18 protein-coding genes are annotated in these 17,277 nt (G+C 71.4%); 11 read left to right on the top strand and 7 right to left on the bottom strand.

Annotation, left to right across the window (positions count from 1 at the left end; all coding sequences use genetic code 11):
• Window positions 1-165: 165 nt before the first annotated feature.
• Both MTQ10_RS03460 and MTQ10_RS03455 read left to right on the top strand, forming a co-directional pair.
• The gene (locus MTQ10_RS03460) at window positions 166-1,119 is read left to right on the top strand and encodes an ROK family glucokinase (protein ID WP_247462050.1); all 954 of its coding nucleotides are present in this window, start codon (window positions 166-168) and stop codon (window positions 1,117-1,119) included.
• 100 nt (window positions 1,120-1,219) lie between these two features.
• Complete coding sequence (locus MTQ10_RS03455; RefSeq protein ID WP_247462048.1) at window positions 1,220-1,966, top strand: endonuclease/exonuclease/phosphatase family protein; 747 nt, start codon at window positions 1,220-1,222, stop codon at window positions 1,964-1,966.
• Window positions 1,967-2,007: 41 nt separating this feature from the next.
• On the opposite strand, the gene MTQ10_RS03450 is transcribed toward MTQ10_RS03455, so the two are convergent.
• Window positions 2,008-2,613 carry a hypothetical protein gene (locus tag MTQ10_RS03450; RefSeq protein WP_247462046.1) on the bottom strand — a complete coding sequence of 202 codons (606 nt, stop codon included), beginning with the start codon at window positions 2,611-2,613 and terminating at the stop codon, window positions 2,008-2,010.
• Entirely contained in the window at window positions 2,606-3,385 is a 780-nt protein-coding gene (locus MTQ10_RS03445) for an alpha/beta hydrolase (protein WP_247462044.1), read from the bottom strand. Before MTQ10_RS03445 ends, MTQ10_RS03450 begins: the two co-directional genes overlap by 8 nt.
• Window positions 3,386-3,546: 161 nt before the next feature.
• On the opposite strand from MTQ10_RS03445, the gene MTQ10_RS03440 reads away from it, so the two are divergent.
• The 5 genes from MTQ10_RS03440 to MTQ10_RS03420 all read left to right on the top strand — a co-directional run bounded on the left by MTQ10_RS03440 (window position 3,547) and on the right by MTQ10_RS03420 (window position 8,702).
• A complete protein-coding gene (locus tag MTQ10_RS03440) occupies window positions 3,547-4,293 on the top strand; it encodes a lysophospholipid acyltransferase family protein (RefSeq protein ID WP_247462057.1) in 747 nt (248 codons plus the stop codon).
• A gap of 79 nt (window positions 4,294-4,372) precedes the next feature.
• The gene (gene macS, locus MTQ10_RS03435; RefSeq protein ID WP_247462042.1) at window positions 4,373-5,602 is read left to right on the top strand and encodes a MacS family sensor histidine kinase; all 1,230 of its coding nucleotides are present in this window, start codon (window positions 4,373-4,375) and stop codon (window positions 5,600-5,602) included.
• Between the two features lie 38 nt (window positions 5,603-5,640).
• Window positions 5,641-6,294 carry a response regulator gene (locus MTQ10_RS03430; protein WP_247462056.1) on the top strand — a complete coding sequence of 218 codons (654 nt, stop codon included), beginning with the start codon at window positions 5,641-5,643 and terminating at the stop codon, window positions 6,292-6,294.
• A gap of 247 nt (window positions 6,295-6,541) precedes the next feature.
• Entirely contained in the window at window positions 6,542-7,552 is a 1,011-nt protein-coding gene (locus tag MTQ10_RS03425; protein WP_247462040.1) for an ATP-dependent 6-phosphofructokinase, read from the top strand.
• Window positions 7,553-7,706: 154 nt separating this feature from the next.
• Window positions 7,707-8,702, top strand: a complete 996-nt coding sequence (locus MTQ10_RS03420; protein WP_247462037.1) for a 2-hydroxyacid dehydrogenase — start codon at window positions 7,707-7,709, stop codon at window positions 8,700-8,702.
• Here the strand turns inward: MTQ10_RS03420 and MTQ10_RS03415 are convergent.
• A complete protein-coding gene (locus MTQ10_RS03415) occupies window positions 8,654-10,546 on the bottom strand; it encodes an anthranilate synthase family protein (RefSeq protein ID WP_247462036.1) in 1,893 nt (630 codons plus the stop codon). The genes MTQ10_RS03420 and MTQ10_RS03415 overlap by 49 nt on opposite strands.
• Before the next feature lie 95 nt (window positions 10,547-10,641).
• Window positions 10,642-10,698, bottom strand: a complete 57-nt coding sequence (locus tag MTQ10_RS31575) for a trp operon leader peptide (protein ID WP_374117556.1) — start codon at window positions 10,696-10,698, stop codon at window positions 10,642-10,644.
• A 97-nt stretch (window positions 10,699-10,795) separates the two neighbouring features.
• Here MTQ10_RS31575 and MTQ10_RS03410 point away from each other — a divergent pair, with 97 nt between their 5' ends.
• From MTQ10_RS03410 to MTQ10_RS03400, 3 genes are all read left to right on the top strand, one after another.
• The gene (locus tag MTQ10_RS03410; protein WP_247462034.1) at window positions 10,796-12,271 is read left to right on the top strand and encodes a hypothetical protein; all 1,476 of its coding nucleotides are present in this window, start codon (window positions 10,796-10,798) and stop codon (window positions 12,269-12,271) included.
• Between the two features lie 107 nt (window positions 12,272-12,378).
• The gene (locus tag MTQ10_RS03405; RefSeq protein ID WP_247462032.1) at window positions 12,379-13,731 is read left to right on the top strand and encodes a class II 3-deoxy-7-phosphoheptulonate synthase; all 1,353 of its coding nucleotides are present in this window, start codon (window positions 12,379-12,381) and stop codon (window positions 13,729-13,731) included.
• Window positions 13,732-13,901: 170 nt separating this feature from the next.
• Entirely contained in the window at window positions 13,902-14,144 is a 243-nt protein-coding gene (locus tag MTQ10_RS03400) for a (2Fe-2S)-binding protein (protein ID WP_374117555.1), read from the top strand.
• A 126-nt stretch (window positions 14,145-14,270) separates the two neighbouring features.
• On the opposite strand, the gene bfr is transcribed toward MTQ10_RS03400, so the two are convergent.
• The gene (gene bfr / locus MTQ10_RS03395; protein ID WP_247462027.1) at window positions 14,271-14,750 is read right to left on the bottom strand and encodes a bacterioferritin; all 480 of its coding nucleotides are present in this window, start codon (window positions 14,748-14,750) and stop codon (window positions 14,271-14,273) included.
• Window positions 14,751-14,930: 180 nt separating this feature from the next.
• Between bfr and MTQ10_RS03390 the strand changes: the two genes are divergently transcribed.
• Window positions 14,931-15,563 (top strand): sulfite oxidase-like oxidoreductase, encoded by a 633-nt coding sequence (locus MTQ10_RS03390; protein ID WP_247462025.1) that lies wholly within the window; start codon window positions 14,931-14,933, stop codon window positions 15,561-15,563.
• Between the two features lie 21 nt (window positions 15,564-15,584).
• Here the strand turns inward: MTQ10_RS03390 and MTQ10_RS03385 are convergent, their stop codons facing one another.
• Entirely contained in the window at window positions 15,585-16,136 is a 552-nt protein-coding gene (locus MTQ10_RS03385; protein ID WP_247462023.1) for a DUF4396 domain-containing protein, read from the bottom strand.
• 203 nt (window positions 16,137-16,339) lie between these two features.
• Window positions 16,340-17,227 (bottom strand): deoxyribonuclease IV, encoded by an 888-nt coding sequence (locus MTQ10_RS03380; RefSeq protein ID WP_247462021.1) that lies wholly within the window; start codon window positions 17,225-17,227, stop codon window positions 16,340-16,342.
• Window positions 17,228-17,277 lie beyond the last annotated feature (50 nt).

Here is a 17,277-nt window from a genome sequence, read left to right as displayed (position 1 = left end):
GGGACCGGAGATTTGTAAAAGAGACAGGCTACGGCCAACGGTACCCGAGGCGTTTGCCCTGAGGTCGCGTCGTCCGCCCGGTCCACCGGGCGGACGACGCGACCTCAGGGCAAACGCCTCGGGTACCGTTGGCCGTAGCGGGGCTCGACCGAAACTGAGGGATTCATGGGACTCACCATCGGCGTCGACATCGGCGGCACGAAGATCGCGGCCGGCGTGGTCGACGAGGAAGGCAACATCCTCTCGACCTTCAAGGTGCCGACCCCCACCACGCCCGAGGCCATCGTGGACGCCATCGCCTCGGCCGTGGAGGGCGCACGAGCTGGGCACGACATCGTGGGCGTGGGCATCGGCGCCGCCGGATACGTCAACCGTCAGCGCTCGACGGTCTACTTCGCGCCGAACATCGACTGGCGCAACGAACCGCTGAAGGCGGAGGTCGAGGAGCGCACCGGCCTGCCCGTCGTCGTGGAGAACGACGCCAACGCCGCCGCCTGGGGCGAGTACAAGTTCGGCGCCGGCAAGGGCCACCGGAACGTCATCTGCATCACGCTCGGCACCGGCCTCGGCGGCGGCATCATCATCGGCAACAAGCTGCGCCGCGGCCACTTCGGCGTCGCCGCCGAGTTCGGCCACATCCGCATGGTGCCGGACGGCCTGCTGTGCGGCTGCGGCTCGCAGGGCTGCTGGGAGCAGTACGCCTCCGGCCGCGCCCTCGTCCGCTACGCCAAGCAGCGCGCCAACGCCACCCCCGAGCGGGCCGAGCTGCTGCTGTCCCTGGGCGACGGCACCCCCGACGGCATCGAGGGCAAGCACATCTCCATGGCCGCCCGGCAGGGCGACAAGGTCGCCGTCGACTCCTACCGTGAGCTGGCCCGCTGGGTCGGCGCCGGCCTCGCCGACCTCGCCTCCCTGTTCGACCCGTCGGCGTTCATCGTCGGCGGCGGCCTCTCCGACGAGGGCGAACTGGTCCTCGACCCGATCCGCAAGTCGTACAAGCGCTGGCTCGTCGGCGGCAACTGGCGTCCCGTCGCCGAGGTCCGCGCCGCGGAACTGGGCAACAAGGCCGGCCTCGTGGGCGCGGCCGACCTGGCCCGCGAGCCCGACCCGATCATGTAACCGTCACCGCACGGGCGCGGGGAGCGGCGCGACGAGCCACCGGCGACCGGTGGGCCGCGCCACCCCCGCGCCCTGCGCTTGCGGGCGTACATTGATCCACATGGAGCCGCTCCCCAACTCCCGCACCGCGCCGGACGGTTCGGTCGTGCTGCGCGTCCTGAGCTACAACATCCGTTCGATGCGCGACGACACCGACGCCCTCGCCCGCGTCATCAAGGCCTGCGCCCCCGATCTGGTCCTCGTCCAGGAGGCGCCCCGCTTCTTCCGCTGGCGCAAGAAGCTCGCCCGGCTGGCCCGCGCCGCCGACCTGGTGATCCTCTCCGGCGGGGCCACCGCGTCCGGGCCCGCCCTGCTGTGCGGCCTGCGGGCCACCGTCGAACGCACCGAGGACGTCCTGCTGCCCCTCACGCCCGGCCTGCACCGGCGGGGCCTGTCCACGGCCGTGGTCCGCTTCGGCGGGGTCCGCCTGGGCGTGGTCTCCTGCCATCTCTCCCTGGACCGCAGCGAGCGGTACGAGCAGGGCGGCATGTTCCTCGACCGGATCGCGGCGCTGGACGTACCGCACGTCATCGCGGGCGGCGACCTCAACGAGGGGCCCGAAGGCCGCACGTTCCGCCGGATCGCAGAGCGGCTCCAGGACTGCCGGGCCGTCGCCCCCTGGGGCGGCGAGGCAACCTGGACGCCGTCCGATCCGCATCAGCGCATCGACGCGGTCTTCGCCACGGACGGCGTCGAGGTCCTCGGCTGCGGAGTGCCCCACGGCCACCCCGGAGTGACCGACGCGGACCTGAGGGCGGCCACCGACCATCTGCCGGTCCTGGCGGCCGTACGCATCCCGGCGCCCTAGCATCCGACGGGAACCTCGGCCCCGGCAGACGACAGCCCCCGTCAGACCACGGCCCCCCGCCCCGGATCGCCGTCGTCCTCGTCGTCCGTGCGCATCCGCATCACCAGCGTCGCGCACCCGCCGAGGAAGCCGCCGATGCCCACGGTCGCCAGCCACCAGGTCATGTCCCAGCCGAGCACGACCGCGAGCAGCAGCAGGACCGGGCCGCCCAGCACGCCCAGCCAGGCGAACTTCGCCGTCGCGTCGGCCTCGGGCAGCGGTGGCGGCTCCGGCGGGACGAAGTGACCCTCGTCGTCCTCGTCGAAGTCGTCGTCGGACGGCTCGGGCAGCGAGTAGTCGCGCGGCCCGCCGACCCCGGGCGCGAAGGAGACCGAGCCGCCCAGCGGGGTCGCCGGCTTGTCCTTGGTGTCCGTCCTGTCCAGCGTGGCCTGCGGGGCCTGCGGTGCCTGGGCGGAGTCGTCGTCGCCGGCCGGCTCCGGCAGCGCCAGGTCCTCCACCGACCGGAACGGCTTGGCGCCCGGCGGGTCGGCCGGCTCCTCGCCGTACGCCGCCACGATCGCCTTCCAAGCCGCCTCCTCGTCGAAGGGGACGCTCTGCTCCTCCGGCTCGTCGCGCCCGTCCTCGCGGTCCGCGTCGTGCTCAGCCACCTGCCGTCGTCCCTTCCTTGCCGACACTGGGAGCGAGCCGGCCGATGAAGGCGAGGCTCTCCTCGAAGATCCGCTCCGCATCGTGGTCCAACGTCGCCACGTGGTAGCTCTGTTCCAGCAGCACCTCCCGCACGTCCAGCGAGGAGACCCGCGACAGGATCCGCGCCGAGTCCGCGGGCGGCACCACATGGTCCTGCGGGCTGTGCAGCAGCAACAGCGGCTGCGTGACCTGCGGCAGCTCCCCGTCGACCATCCGCAGGAAGTTCCGCAGCGAGTGCGCGCAGTGCAGCGGCACCTTGTCGTACCCCAGCTCGGCCACGCCCGGCTTGGCGATGTCGCTGGCGATGCCCTTCGTCGCCCGCACCAGATGCCGCACCACGGGCAGGGCGTGCGCGGCCACGCCGTGGACCTTGTTCGCCGGGTTCACGACGATCACCCCGCTGACGGCGTCCCCGTGCCGGGCCGCCAGCCGCAGCGCCAGCGCGCCGCCCATCGACAGGCCCGCGACGAACACCCGCGCGCACCGGTCCCGCAGCACACGCAGCTCACGGTCCACCTCCGCGTACCAGTCCTGCCAGCCGGTGACCGCCATGTCCTCCCAGCGGGTCCCGTGCCCGGGCAGCAGCGGGAGCGACACGGTCAGCCCGTGCTCGGCGAGGTGCTCCGCCCACGGGCGAAGCGACTGCGGGGAACCGGTGAAGCCGTGACAGAGGAGAACCCCGACCTCCCCGCCCTCATGGCGGTACGGCTCGGCTCCAGGAAGGACCGCCACTTCGGTCTCCTGTTCATGAGAGAGGCATGAGCAACGTCCAGGTGTGGGTTCACCGTACGCGACCGCACTGACACCGACCAGGGCCGTCGGGCTGTTCGGCGTCCTTGGGGTTAAGGTCTGATCGACACACATCAGGAGGCACTCGGTTGTTGTACGGCGCGATGAAGGTCACCGTCGGGGGTTCGCTGAAGCTCGTCTTCAGGCCCTGGGTGGAGGGCCTGGAGAACGTTCCAGCCGAGGGCCCGGCGATCCTGGCGAGCAATCACCTGTCGTTCTCCGACTCGTTCTTCCTGCCGGCGGTGCTCGACCGGAAGGTCACCTTCATCGCGAAGGCCGAGTACTTCACCACCCCCGGCGTGAAGGGCCGGCTGACCGCGGCGTTCTTCAAGGGCGTGGGCCAGCTGCCCGTGGACCGCTCCGGGGTGCGCGGCGCGGGCGAGGCCGCGATCAAGAGCGGTATCGAGGTGCTGGAGCGCGGTGAGCTGTTCGGGATCTACCCGGAGGGCACCCGCTCGCCCGACGGCCGTCTCTACCGGGGCAAGCCCGGCGGCCTCGCGCGTGTGGCGCTCGCCACAGGAGCGCCCGTGATCCCCGTCGCGATGATCGACACGGAGAAGATCCAGCCGCCGGGGAAGGTCGTCCCGAAGGTCATGCGGCCCGGCATCCGCATCGGCAAGCCGCTGGACTTCACCCGCTACCAGGGCATGGAGCACGACCGGTTCGTGCTGCGGGCGGTGACCGACGAGGTCATGTACGAGATCATGAAGCTCTCCGGCCAGGAGTACGTCGACATGTACGCGACCGCCGCCAAGCGGCAGATCGCCGAGGCGGCCAAGGCGGAGAAGGAGGCCAAGGCGGCGCTCGCCAAGGCCGAGAAGGAACAGGCGAAGAAGGAGAAGGACGCCTAGGCCGGACACGGCCTGGGCCGCACAGGGCCTGGGCAGCAACAGGGCCTGGACTGGGGCGGACACCGGGGGGCTGGGGGACGTGGCGGCACGCGAGAAAGTCATGCGCATGTCGGTCGAGCTGCCGCTGTGGCGTGCGCTCGCCGGCTACCGCGTCCTCACCATGCTGTACGCGGTCGGCCTGTTCGCCACCGCCTACGACCAGTTCGTACGCCCCTGGGTCGCGATCGCCTACTACGGCGTGCTGTGCGTGTGGACCCTCGCCACCCTCCCCAGGGTGGCCGGCGAAGCCCGCTGCACCCGCCGTTTCCTCGCCGTCGACCTCGCCGTCGCGCTCACCGGCATCCTCCTCACCCCGGTCGCCGACTCCCACCAGCGGATCATGGACGGCGGGCCGACCCTGCCGTCGATATGGACCGCCGGTTCCGTCCTCGCCTTCGCCGTCAAGGGCGGCTGGCGCTGGGCCGCGTACGCCTCCACCGCCGTCGCCGTGGTCAACCTGATCGAACGCGGCACCCCGGCCCGCGACACCGTCCACAACGTCATCCTCGTCTGGGTCGCCTCCATCGCCATCGGCTACGTCGTCGAGGTCGCCCGGGCCTCCGAACGCACCCTCGCCCGCGCCCTGGAGATCGAGGCCGCCAGCCGGGAAAGAGAACGCCTCGCCCGGGACATCCACGACAGCGTCCTCCAGGTCCTCGCCATGGTGCAGCGGCGCGGCGCCGTCATCGGCGGCGAGGCCGCCGAGCTGGGACGGCTCGCCGGCGAGCAGGAAGTGGCGCTGCGCACCCTGGTCTCCGGCGGACTGCGCCCCGTCTCCCGGGTCTTTGAGGACACCGCGCAAGGAGCGGTCGTACGCGTCGTGGAGGACCCGCCCGAGGGCGCCGACACCCCCGTCGACCTGCGCACCCTGCTCGCCCCCTACGCCGGGGCCCGGGTCAGCCTCGCCGAGCCCGGAGCCCCCGTGGAACTCGCGCCGCCCGCCGCGCGGGAACTCGCCGCCGCCGTCGGCGCCGCCCTCGACAACGTGCGCGTGCACGCCGGCGAGCAGGCACGCGCGTGGATCCTCGTCGAGGACGAACCCGACCGGGTCGTCGTGACCGTACGGGACGACGGGCCCGGCATCCCCGAGGGCCGGCTGGCGCAGGCCGAGCACGAGGGACGCCTCGGCGTGGCCCTGTCCATCCGCGGGCGGCTGCGCGACCTCGGCGGCAGCGCCGAGTGGATCTCCGTGCCCGGCCAGGGCACCGAGGTCGAACTGACGGTACCGAAGCACAGCACGACGACACGGGGGAAGGCGGAACAGCGGTGAGCGACAGCGCACAGCACGACAAGGGGCCCATCAAGGTCATGGTGGTCGACGACCACCCCATGTGGCGCGACGCGGTCGCCCGCGACCTCGCCGAGTCCGGGTTCGAGGTGGTCGCCACCGCCGGCGACGGCGAGCAGGCCGTACGCCGCGCCAAGGCCGCCGCACCCGATGTGCTGGTCCTCGACCTCAACCTGCCCGGCAAGCCCGGCGTGCAGGTGTGCAAGGAAGTGGTCGCCGACCGGCCCACCGTCCGCGTGCTGGTGCTGTCCGCCAGCGGAGAGCACGCCGACGTGCTGGAGGCCGTGAAGTCCGGCGCCACCGGCTACCTGGTGAAATCGGCGTCCACCGAGGAACTGCAGGACGCGGTGCGCCGCACCGCCGAGGGCGACGCCGTGTTCACGCCGGGCCTCGCCGGACTCGTCCTCGGCGAGTACCGCCGGCTCGCCGCCGAGCCCGCGCCCGCCGCAGGCGCCGGAGCCGAGGAGCCGGAGGCGCCCCGCCTCACCGACCGGGAGACCGAGGTGCTGCGCCTGGTCGCCAAGGGCCTCAGCTACAAGCAGATCGCCGAACGCCTCGTCATCTCCCACCGCACCGTCCAGAACCACGTCCAGAACACCCTCGGCAAGCTCCAGCTGCACAACCGTGTCGAACTGGTCCGCTACGCCATAGAGCGCGGCCTCGACGAGGAGTGACCCGACGCCCGCGCATCCGCGTGAGTCGGGAGCACCAGCGCCCCTCGTCCCGTCGGGGCGCGTCTTTCCGATCTTGCCGCATCGACCAGCGGTGCCTTCCTGCCGACCCGAGCGGGGTCATGGGGGTGCCCCCACGCCCGTCCAGGGCGGTGGGGAAATGCGTACCGGACCCCGCGACCCGCGGCAAGACCGGGAAGACGTGCCCTAGCGTGGGAGGAGCAGCCATGCTCTCGCGGAGGGACATCCCATGCGCGTCGGAGTACTGACCGGTGGCCGGGACTGCCCCGGCCTCAACGCCGTGGTGCGGGCCGTGGTCCGCAAGGGCGTCCAGCATTACGGCGACGAGTTCCTCGGCTTCGTCGACGGCTGGCGCGGCCCGCTCGACGGGGACACCGTGCCCCTGGACATCCGCGCCGTACGCGGCACACTGCCGCGCGGCGGCACCGTCCTCGGCACCTCCCGCACCCACCCCCTCGACCACCCCGACGGTGTCCGACGCATCCGCGAGAACCTCGCCGAGCACGACCTCGACGCGCTGATCACGGTCGGCGGACGCGACACCCTCGGCACGGCCGCGCGGCTCGCCGACGAGCACGGGCTGCCGATAGTCGGCGTGCCGAAGACCATAGACAACGACCTGTGGGGCACCGACTGCACCATCGGCCACGACACCGCCGTCGGCGTCGCCACCAGCGCCATCGACCGGCTGCACACCACCGCCGAGTCCCACAAACGGGTCCTCGTCGTCGAGGTGATGGGCGGCGACACCGGCTGGATCGCCCTGCGGGCCGGGCTGGCCGGTGGCGCCAACGTCGTCCTCGTCCCCGAGCAGCCCTTCGACGTCGAGCAGGTCTGCGCCTGGGTCACCTCCCGCTTCCGGGCGTCGTACGCCCCGATCGTGGTCGTCGCCGACGGGGCCCGCCCGGCGGACGGCTCGATGCGGCTGGGGGGCTCCGGGGTACGGCTGTCGGGGGTGGGGGAGTGGCTCGCCCGGGAGATCGAACAGCGCTCCGGCAAGGAGGCCCGCACGACCGTCCTCGGCCATCTTCAGCGGGGCGGCACGCCCAGCCCCTTCGACCGCTGGCTCGCCACCCGGTTCGGCCTGCACGCCATCGACGCCGTGCACGACCGCGACTTCGGCAGGACGGTCGCCCTGCGCGGCAACGACGTCATCCGCATCCCGATCGCCGAGGCCACGTCCCGCGTCAAGCGGGTCTCGCCCGAGCTGTACGCGGAGGCGGGGGTGTTCTTCGGCTGAGGCCCGGACCGTGCCGGGGCTCCCGGACCCCGCCCGGCGCCGTGCGTCCCGGCCCGCGGGCCCTCCGGCCGGGACGCCGGGACCTTCGGCCGACCGGCGGGGCCCCGGGCCCGGTCGTATATTCGCCCCGTAGCCGACCGGACGGGGAGCGCCCATGGAGATCCTGGCCTTCGGTGTGCAGGCCGACGAGAAGCCGATGCTGGAGAAGGCGTTCGCCGGCCACCACGGCATCCGCTGCCTGGACATGTTCCTCAACGAGGACACCGCGCCCATCGCCGTGGGCCACGAGGTGATCTCCTCCAGCGTCAACGCCGACCTCGGCAGCAACGTCCTGAAGATGCTCGCCTCCGGCGGCACCCGGATGATCGCCCAGCGCTCCACCGGCTTCAACAACATCGACCTGGCCGTCGCGGAACGCCTCGGCCTGACCGTCGCCCGCGTGTCGTACTACTCGCCGTACTCGGTCGCCGAGTTCGCCTGGACCCTCGCCATGGCGGTCAACCGGCGCATCGTCCGCGCCTCCACCCGCACCCGTGACTTCGACTTCCGCCTCGACGGGCTGATGGGCCGCGACATGCACGGCCGCACCGCGGGCGTCCTCGGCACCGGCAAGATCGGCGAGGCGTTCGCGCGTATCGCGCACGGCTTCGGCATGCGGCTGCTCGGCTGGGACATCGCCGAGAACCCGGCCTGCGTGAACCTCGGCATGGAGTACGTGTCCAAGGAGCGGCTGCTCGCCGAGTCCGACCTGATCACCCTGCATGTGCCGCTGCTGCCCGCCACCCAGCACCTCATCGACGCCGCCGCGCTGAAGTCGATGAAGGACGACGCGATCCTGGTCAACTCCAGTCGCGGCGGCCTCATCGACACCGCCGCCCTCGTCGACGAGCTGCGCGCGGGCCGCTTCACCGGCGTCGGCCTCGATGTGTACGAGGCCGAGGCGGGCCTGTTCTTCCTCGACAAGTCCCTCCAGGCCATCGAGGACGACACACTGGCCCGCCTGGTCACCTTCCCGAACGTGCTGGTCACCTCGCACCAGGCGTACTACACCGAGGACGCCGTCACGCAGATCGTCCAGACCACCCTGGGCAATGTCCAGGACTACTTCGCGGGCCGCCGCTCGGAGAACGTGCTGGTGCCCCGCAGCTGACCGATCAGCTCCCGCACGATCGCCGCGCCGTTCAGCGTGAGCACCGACTCCGGGTGGAACTGCACGCCCGCGAACCCGGCGCCGCGCAGCGCGTGCACCTCGCCCGTGGCGCCGCGGCTCACGTCGATGCCGTGCGCGGCCAGCTCCACGGCCGCATCGTCGTCGCAGCGGGCGACGAAGCTGTTGTAGAAGCCGACGGTCTCGGCACGCCCGAACAGGTCGATCACCGTCTGCGCCCCCTGGTACGGCACCTCCTTGCGGACGATGTCCAGCCCCAGCTCGGCCGCGATCAGCTCGTGCCCGAGGCACACCCCGAGCACCCCGTGCCGGTTCTTTGCGAGCACCGCCCGGGTCACGTCGCGCAGCAGACGCATCTTCGGGTCGTCCTCGTCCGACGGGTCGCCGGGGCCGGGGCCGAGCACGACCGGTCCGTCGTGCGCGAGGACGCTCCCGCGCAGCCCCGGCTCGTCGTACCGCCGTACGGTCACCTCCAGCCCGCCCGCGCGCAGCAGGTGCGCGAGCATCGCCGTGAAGGTGTCCTCCCCGTCGACGACCAGCGCATGCCCGTCCAGGGCCTGGGAACGCTCCTGCATCCGCAGCCAGAACGGCGCGAGCGAGGAGCGGCGCCCGTCGAGCGCGGCCCGCACCCGCGGGTCGTCGGCGAGCCGTACGCGCGCGTGCTCCGCGCGGGGCCGCGACGGCCGTACGACACCCAGGGCCGCGAGCACGCCCGCCGCCTTCGCGTGGGTCTCCGCCACCTCGCTCTCCGGGTCGGAGCCCCGCACCAGCGTCGCGCCGACCGGCACCCGCAGCCGTCCGTCGGCGTCGATGTCGGCGGTGCGGATCAGGATGGGGGAGTCCAGGGTCTGCGCGCCGCCCGTGTCCCGGCCGAGCAGGGCCAGCGCCCCCGCGTAGTAGCCGCGCCCGCCGGATTCGTGCCGCTCGATCACCCGGCACGCGTTCTGCACGGGCGAGCCGGTGACGGTCGCCGCGAACAGGGTCTCCCGCAGCACGTCCCGCGCGTCCAGCGAGGACTTCCCGCGCAGCTCGTACTCGGTGTGCGCGAGGTGCGCCATCTCCTTCAGCCGGGGGCCGACGACGACACCGCCCATGTCGCCGACGGTGCACATCATCTTCAGCTCCTCGTCGACCACCATCGACAGCTCCTCGATCTCCTTGCCGTCGGCGAGGAAGCGCAGCAGATGTTCAGGGGTGGGCCCCTCGGCGGGATAGCGGTAGGTGCCGCTGATCGGGTTCATCACGACCGTGCCGCCGGACATCCGCACATGCACCTCGGGACTCGCCCCGACGAGCGTGCGGTCCCCGGTGTGCACGACGAACGTCCAGTACGCGCCCCGCTCGCCCTCCAGCAGCCGCCGGAACAGCGCGAGGGCGTAGGCGCGGGAGAACCCCGGGACCCGGCCCTCGTACGTGCGCCTGATCACGAAGTTGGCGCCCTCGCCCCGCCCGATCTCCTCACGCAGGACGCGCCCGACGGTCCCGGCGTACTCCTCGTCGCTCACATCGAAGCCGCCGCCCCGCACCCGCACCTCGTGTCCGGGCAGCCGCTCCACCACCTCGTCGAGCGGGAAGACGTACGACTCCTGCGGTACCAGCACCGCGAGCGGGGTGCCGTCGTCGCGGACGTCGAAGCCGCGCTCCCTGATCTGCCGGAACGGCACCAGCGCAAGGCACCGGTCGGGCAGGTCGGCGAGCCGCTCGCGCTCGCTCACCGGGCCGAGCAGCAGCTCCACCGTGTCCTCGTCGTGGCCCGGCGTGCGGCGGCGCAGCAGGGCGAAGGGGCGGGGGTCGTCCAGCAGGGCGAGCAGATCGGGCTGGGTCATGGGTCCGTGTCCTTCTCGTGGGAGGAACGGCCCGGCCCCTGGAACGCCGAAGGCCGCCCCTCGGGCGGCCTTCGCGAAGTCGGTGCGTACGCGCGTCAGTGGGCCGCCGGAGAAGCGGTCCACCACCAGTTCTGGTTCCTGAGCGCGAACATGCGGGCCACCCTACCCGACGCAGCCGCACCCGCGAAGGGCATACGATCACCGCCTGTTCTTCATGGCATGTCCCACTCGACTTCGCGAAAGGACGTTATGGGACGCATACGGGGATCCAGGCTGCTGGCCTGGGTCGCGGCCGGCGCGGCGCTGCTCACGGCTCTGACGGCGCAGCCCGCCACGGCCGCGGAGTCGCCGACGATGACGAAGCTCTCGCTCGGCGCCGACCGCTTCAAACTGACCGACACCAGCTTCGTGTCGGCCACGAACAAGCTCTACAACGACCACCTCACCAAGCACGTCGACCTCACGGACGTCGTCACCACGAACTTCACGACCAACTCGTCCGGGGCGGCCGACAGCTGGATGAACCTGCGGTCCATGCGCTCCTGCACCGGCACCGAGACCAAGGCGCTGCCCCCGGTGGGCACCAAGAACGCCTGGTGCTGGTCGAGCGCGCACACCGACGACACCACCCCGCACTGGTGGCCGCAGGGCATGAGCACCACCGGCACCGCCGACGGCGGCGACGGCGCGATCCAGGACCGCCGGGTCGCGGCGGTCGCCTGGCACTACCGGACTCTCAGCGGCGAGACCTCGGCGGGCTGCAAGACCAACAACCTGCTGAAGCTGACCTTCCTCGACCGGGACACCCTCAAGTACCGGCACGTCCTGCTGGTGGAGCCCACCGGCTCGGGCAGCGGCTTCAAGTACGTCACCGGGCACGGCGGCGGCATCGTCTGGTACGCGAACTACATCTACGTCACGGACACCGCGCACGGCATCCGGGTCTTCGACATCAACAAGATGGCCAAGGTGGACACCTACGGCTCGGGCGTCAGCACCTACGGCATCTCCGGCGGCCGGTCCAGTGCCTGCGGCTACCCGTACGTGCTGCCGGAGGTGCACTACTACAAGCAGGCGGGCACCCCGTCCGACTGCTCCGGCAACAGCATCGACCCCGACCGGCTGTGCTTCTCGTGGCTGTCCCTGGACAAGACCGGCGGCGGCCCCTACAAGCTGGTCGCCGGCGAGTGGCACGGCTATGTCGACGGCGGCCGGGTGGTGCGCTACCAGCTCAACCCGACCAGCGCCTCCTCCTATCCGGGCCTGCTCAACATGTCCGGCGGGAGGACCGTGATCCAGGACGCGTACGCCGCCTCCCGCTACCGTGGGCTTCAGGGGGGCATGACCTGGACCGACGCCCAGGGCGTGCTGCACTTCGGCTTCCACAAGGGCTGCGGCACCAAGCCCGGCGTGTACTCGCACACCTGGGTCGGTGACACGCGCGCCGGCACCAGCTGCGCGGCCGGCGGCAACTGGGCGGCGGGCCCGCCGCAGGCCCTGAGCCACTGGCCCAGGCTCGGCACGCAGACCGTGGACGAGCTGTGGGGGCTGACCGAGGGCATCTGCGCGGGCAGCACCCTGCGGTCGCAGCACAGCGAGTTCAAGGCCGTACCGGAGAGCGAGACCACGGACGCCTGCCGGCACCACACCGGCGCCGGCAACCTGTCCCTCCGCACGGTCTTCACCGTCGGCTTCAGCGACCCGGCGGTGCAGAACCTGCACTGACACCGGGCACGGCGAAATGGGCGGGGCTCGTCTTGCGATGAGCCCCGCTTGTCTCATCTGTTGAGCCACGGCATGGACGGCCGCAACGGCCGCGTAATGTTGTGGGGGTGACCGTGAACGCTAAGACCAGCCTCGGCGCTGGCAACACCTGGCGAAACCTGCCCGCGGCGCAGCAGCCCGAGTACCCCGACCCCGAGGCTCTGCGCGCAGTGATCGCGGACCTCGAGTCGTATCCGCCGCTCGTCTTCGCGGGCGAGTGCGACCAGCTGCGTGCCCGGATGGCGGCCGTCGCCAAGGGAGAGGCGTTCCTCCTCCAGGGCGGCGACTGCGCCGAGGCCTTCGACGCGGTGTCCGCGGACCACATCCGCAACAAGCTGAAGACGCTGCTCCAGATGGGCGCCGTGCTCACGTACGCCGCGTCCGTGCCCGTCGTGAAGGTGGGCCGGATCGCCGGTCAGTACTCCAAGCCGCGCTCCAAGCCGACCGAGACCCGTGACGGTGTGACCCTGCCGGTCTACCGGGGCGACTCGGTCAACGGCTTCGAGTTCACCGAGGCCTCCCGCATCCCGGACCCGGAGCGGCTGAAGCGCATGTACCACGCGTCGGCCTCGACGCTGAACCTGGTGCGCGCCTTCACCACCGGCGGCTACGCCGATCTGCGGCAGGTGCACGCCTGGAACCAGGACTTCGTGAAGTCGTCCCCGTCGGGCCAGCGCTACGAGCAGCTCGCGCGGGAGATCGACAACGCGCTGAACTTCATGCACGCCTGCGGGGTGGACCCGGAGGAGTTCAAGACCGTCGAGTTCTTCTCCTCGCACGAGGCGCTGCTGCTCGACTACGAGACGGCGCTGACCCGCGTCGACTCGCGCACCGGGCAGCTGTACGACGTCTCGGCGCACATGGTGTGGATCGGTGAGCGCACCCGGCAGCTGGACCACGCGCACATCGAGTTCGCGTCGAAGATCCGCAACCCGATCGGCATCAAGCTCGGCCCGTCCACGACGGCCGAGGAGGCGCTGCGGTACATCGAGCGTCTCGACCCCGAGCGGGAGCCGGGCCGGCTGACCTTCATCGTGCGGATGGGCGCGGACAAGATCCGCGACAAGCTGCCCGAGCTGGTCGAGAAGGTCACCGCCTCCGGTGCCACCGTGGCGTGGGTGACCGACCCGATGCACGGCAACACCTTCGAGGCGGCCTCCGGTCACAAGACGCGCCGTTTCGACGATGTGCTCGACGAGGTCAAGGGGTTCTTCGAGGTGCACAAGTCGCTCGGTACGCACCCCGGCGGCATCCACGTGGAGCTGACCGGCGACGACGTCACCGAGTGCGTGGGCGGCGGCGACGAGATCTTCGTCGACGACCTGCACCAGCGGTACGAGACCGCCTGCGACCCGCGGCTCAACCGCAGCCAGTCGCTGGACCTGGCGTTCCTGGTCGCGGAGATGTACCGGGACCAGTGACCTTTCCGCCGTTCCACGGCGACTTTCGGCCACTTGATGGGGCGCGGATCACACCCGATCCGCGCCCCGCGCCACTTTTGCGACCGCACATCTATGGGTAAGGTTAGGTTTGCCTCACCGATCAACGGGGACGGCACCAGACATTCGATCCCCGGCGGGAGGTGATCCGCGTGTACGTGTGCTCTTGCTTCGGCGTCACCGAGCAGCAGGTCAAGCAGCACGCGGAGAACGGCGCCTGCACGCCCCGCCGGATCGCCTCCGCCTGCAAGGCCGGCACGGACTGCGGTTCGTGCGTCCGCCGTATCCAGGCCCTGCTGGGCCGTGGTGTCTGCCCCCGGCGTGAGCTGGCCGACGAGGGCAAGCCGGTCCTCGCCTCCCTGGAGGCGCCGGAGCGCCTGGACGAGGCGGCGTAGGCCCGTAGGCCCCGTACGGCCCCTTCGGGCCCTTGGGGTGCCCGCGCGGCTCCCGGCGGCTCCCTGTGGCTCCGTGGATCTCGCCCCCGTCGTACGAGGGCTGTGTCGGGTGGTGCGCCGGCTCTGTCAGCTCTCCGGCTGCTCGATCAGCTGGGCCAGATACAGCGCCTCGCCGAGCTTCTCCAGCAGCTCCAGCTGGGTGTCGAGGTAGTCGATGTGGTGCTCCTCGTCCGCGAGGATGTCCTCGAAGATGTTCGCGGACGTGATGTCGCCCTTCTCGCGCATGACCTTGATGCCGCGCCGGAGGCGGTCGATCGCCTCCACCTCGATCTGCCGGTCCGCCTCGAACATCTCCTTCACCGTCTGCCCGACGCGTACGTGGAACAGGCGCTGGTAGTTCGGCAGCCCCTCCAGGAACAGGATCCGGTCGGTGAGCACCTCCGCGTGCTTCATCTCGTCGAACGACTCGTGCCGCGTGTATTTCGCGAGCTTCGTCCAGCCGAAGTTCTCCTGCATCTTGGCGTGCAGGAAGTACTGGTTGATGGCGGTCAGCTCGCCGGTCAGCTGCTCGTTGAGGAACTCGATGACCTCGGGGTCGCCCTGCATCGCGCCTGGCTCCTTCCACGGAGGGGACGGGGGAGGGGTTGCGGCCGAATGATTGCACCGGTGAGAGAAGATCGTCCAGTAAGTGCGCACTTAGTAAGTAAGTGCATGCTTAGTGTCAGATGTCCGGTTGGGTGGGGTGCCTGGTCCTGTGCACTGCTCCGGGTCTGTCAGGATGGAGTCATGGGTCAGCCGGTGGAGAGCGAGAGCGGAGAAGCAGCACGGTCCGAGCTTCCGCCGGGGCAGCGAGTGCAGAAGGGCTGGCCGGTCACCCACTACGGGCCGGTGCCCAAGTTCCGGCCGGAGCGCTGGGACTTCCGGGTCTTCGGGGCCACCGCCGACGGCGAGAAGCACTCGTGGACGCACGAGGAGTTCACGGCCCTGCCGCACACCACCGTCGTCGCCGATCTGCACTGCGTGACGAAGTTCAGCATGCTCGGCGCCGAGTGGGAGGGCATCCCCGCCCGGGCCGTCCTCGACATCGCCCCGCCCGCCCCCGACGTCACCCATGTGATGGTGTGGGCGGAGTACGGCTTCAGCTCCAATCTGCGGCTGTCCGACTTCACCGCCGAGCACACCCTGTTCGCCACCCACAAGGACGGCGAGCTGCTGACCGCCGAGCACGGCTTCCCGCTGCGCCTGATCGTCCCCCATCTGTACGCCTGGAAAGGACCCAAATGGGTCCGCGGCGTGGAGTACATGACCGCCGACCGGCGCGGCTTCTGGGAGGAGCGCGGCTACCACAACATCGGCGACCCCTGGAAGGAACAGCGGTACTCCTACCAGGAAGAGCCCGGGGACGGCCCCGAGCTCTGAGTCCCGCGCCGGCCCGCGGTGTCAGTGGTGGTACCGGTGCACCACCGCGTGCCCCTTGCCGCGGCCGATCATCCACTTGTTGACCGGCGTGGTCACCAGGAACGCGATCGTCAGCGAGGCCGCGAGCGCGCCCCAGAACAGCGCGTCGCCGAGCTGGGCGTCCATCGCGTCCGGCCACAGCGCGATCACGCCGTTGTCGATCAGCTCCATCACGGCGATCGACAGGGTGTCCGCCGCCAGCGCCACCCGCACGGCGGCGCGGAAGCCCACGCCGGCCTCGGTCACGCCGCGCAGGGTGAGCGAGTAGCCGAAGAGGAACGCCAGCGCGATGGCCAGCACCATCGTGGGGACGTTGCCCCAGCCGAGCCAGGTGCCGATCACCAGGCCGAGCACCTCACCGATGGCGCAGCCGGTGAGGCAGTGCAGCGTGGCCTGCGCCGCCACGGCCCAGGAGGCGGGGGCGGTGCCGGAGGTGCGGTGGTGTCGGTGGTGCTCGGGGCCGGTGTGCCCGGCGTGGGCGGCGTGGGTCTCGTGGGCGGCGTGCCGGTGTGCCGTGTGCGCCTCGTGCTGCATGACTGCCCCCGATGTCGGATCACGGTTCCTGCATCGAGTGGAACCACATACCCCACCGGGGTATTCCCGTGCGGGTCGGCCCCTTACGGACCCGGCCCCGGACCGGAGTGAGGACGCCCTCCCCGGGCCGCTCCCGGAGCGGCGTCAGGGCCCTCCCCGGGCCGCTCCCCGAACCGGCGTCAGGGCCCGCCGCCCCGGACCGGCTACCCGTCGCGCAGCTTCTTCAGCCGTTCCACGTCCGCCGCGTGCCCCTCCTTGCCGCCCGGCGTCTCGATCACCAGCGGGACACCGGCCGTCGCCGGGTGCGTCATCAGCGCGCGGAACGGCTCCTCGCCGATGTGTCCCGCGCCGATGTTCTCGTGCCGGTCCTTGTGCGCCCCGGCCACGTCCTTGGAGTCGTTGGCGTGGATCAGCCTCAGCCGGCCCTCACCGACCGTCTCCACCAGCAGATCCAGTGTCTGACGCATGCCGTGCGGCCCGGTCAGGTCGTGCCCGGCGGCGAAGATGTGGCAGGTGTCCAGGCACACGCCGAGCCGGGGATGGGCGTCCAGCATTTCGAAGTACGGCCCGAAGTCCCAGGTCCGCGAGCACAGCGAGGCGCCCTGCCCGGCGGTGGACTCCAGCAGCAGATACGGGTCGTCGTCGTGGGTCAGCTCGTCCAGCAGCGGCAGCAGATGCTCCCGTACCTGCTTCAGCGCCACCGCGCGGTCCCGGCCGCCCGTCGCACTTCCGGTGTGCATCACCACGCCCAGCGCGCCGATCTCCCGGCCGCGCCGCAGCGAGTGCCGCAGCGACTCCACCGACCGCTCCACCGTCGCCTCGGTGTGCGATCCGAAGTTGATCAGATACGGCGCGTGCACATACACCGGCAGCGACTCCGCCGCGCACGCCGCGCGGAACGCCTCGTCCTGCCGGGGGTTCCCGGCCGGGGTGGCCCAGCCGCGCGGATTGGCCACGAAGACCTGCACGGCCTCCGCCCGCAGATCACGGGCGTACGGCAGTCCCACGCTGTGCAGTCCGCCCGCGACGGGGACATGGGCGCCGACGGGATTGCGAGGGAGGGGGCGATGCGCGAGGTCAGCAGATGTCACCCGTTCAGCCTGCCACGCGGTCCGGGCTGCCCCGGCACCGCGGGCGGGCT

The organism is Streptomyces sp. XM83C (assembly GCF_023072675.1).
GTDB lineage: Bacteria > Actinomycetota > Actinomycetes > Streptomycetales > Streptomycetaceae > Streptomyces > Streptomyces thermocoprophilus.
This window is presented reverse-complemented; position numbering and strand designations above follow the sequence as displayed.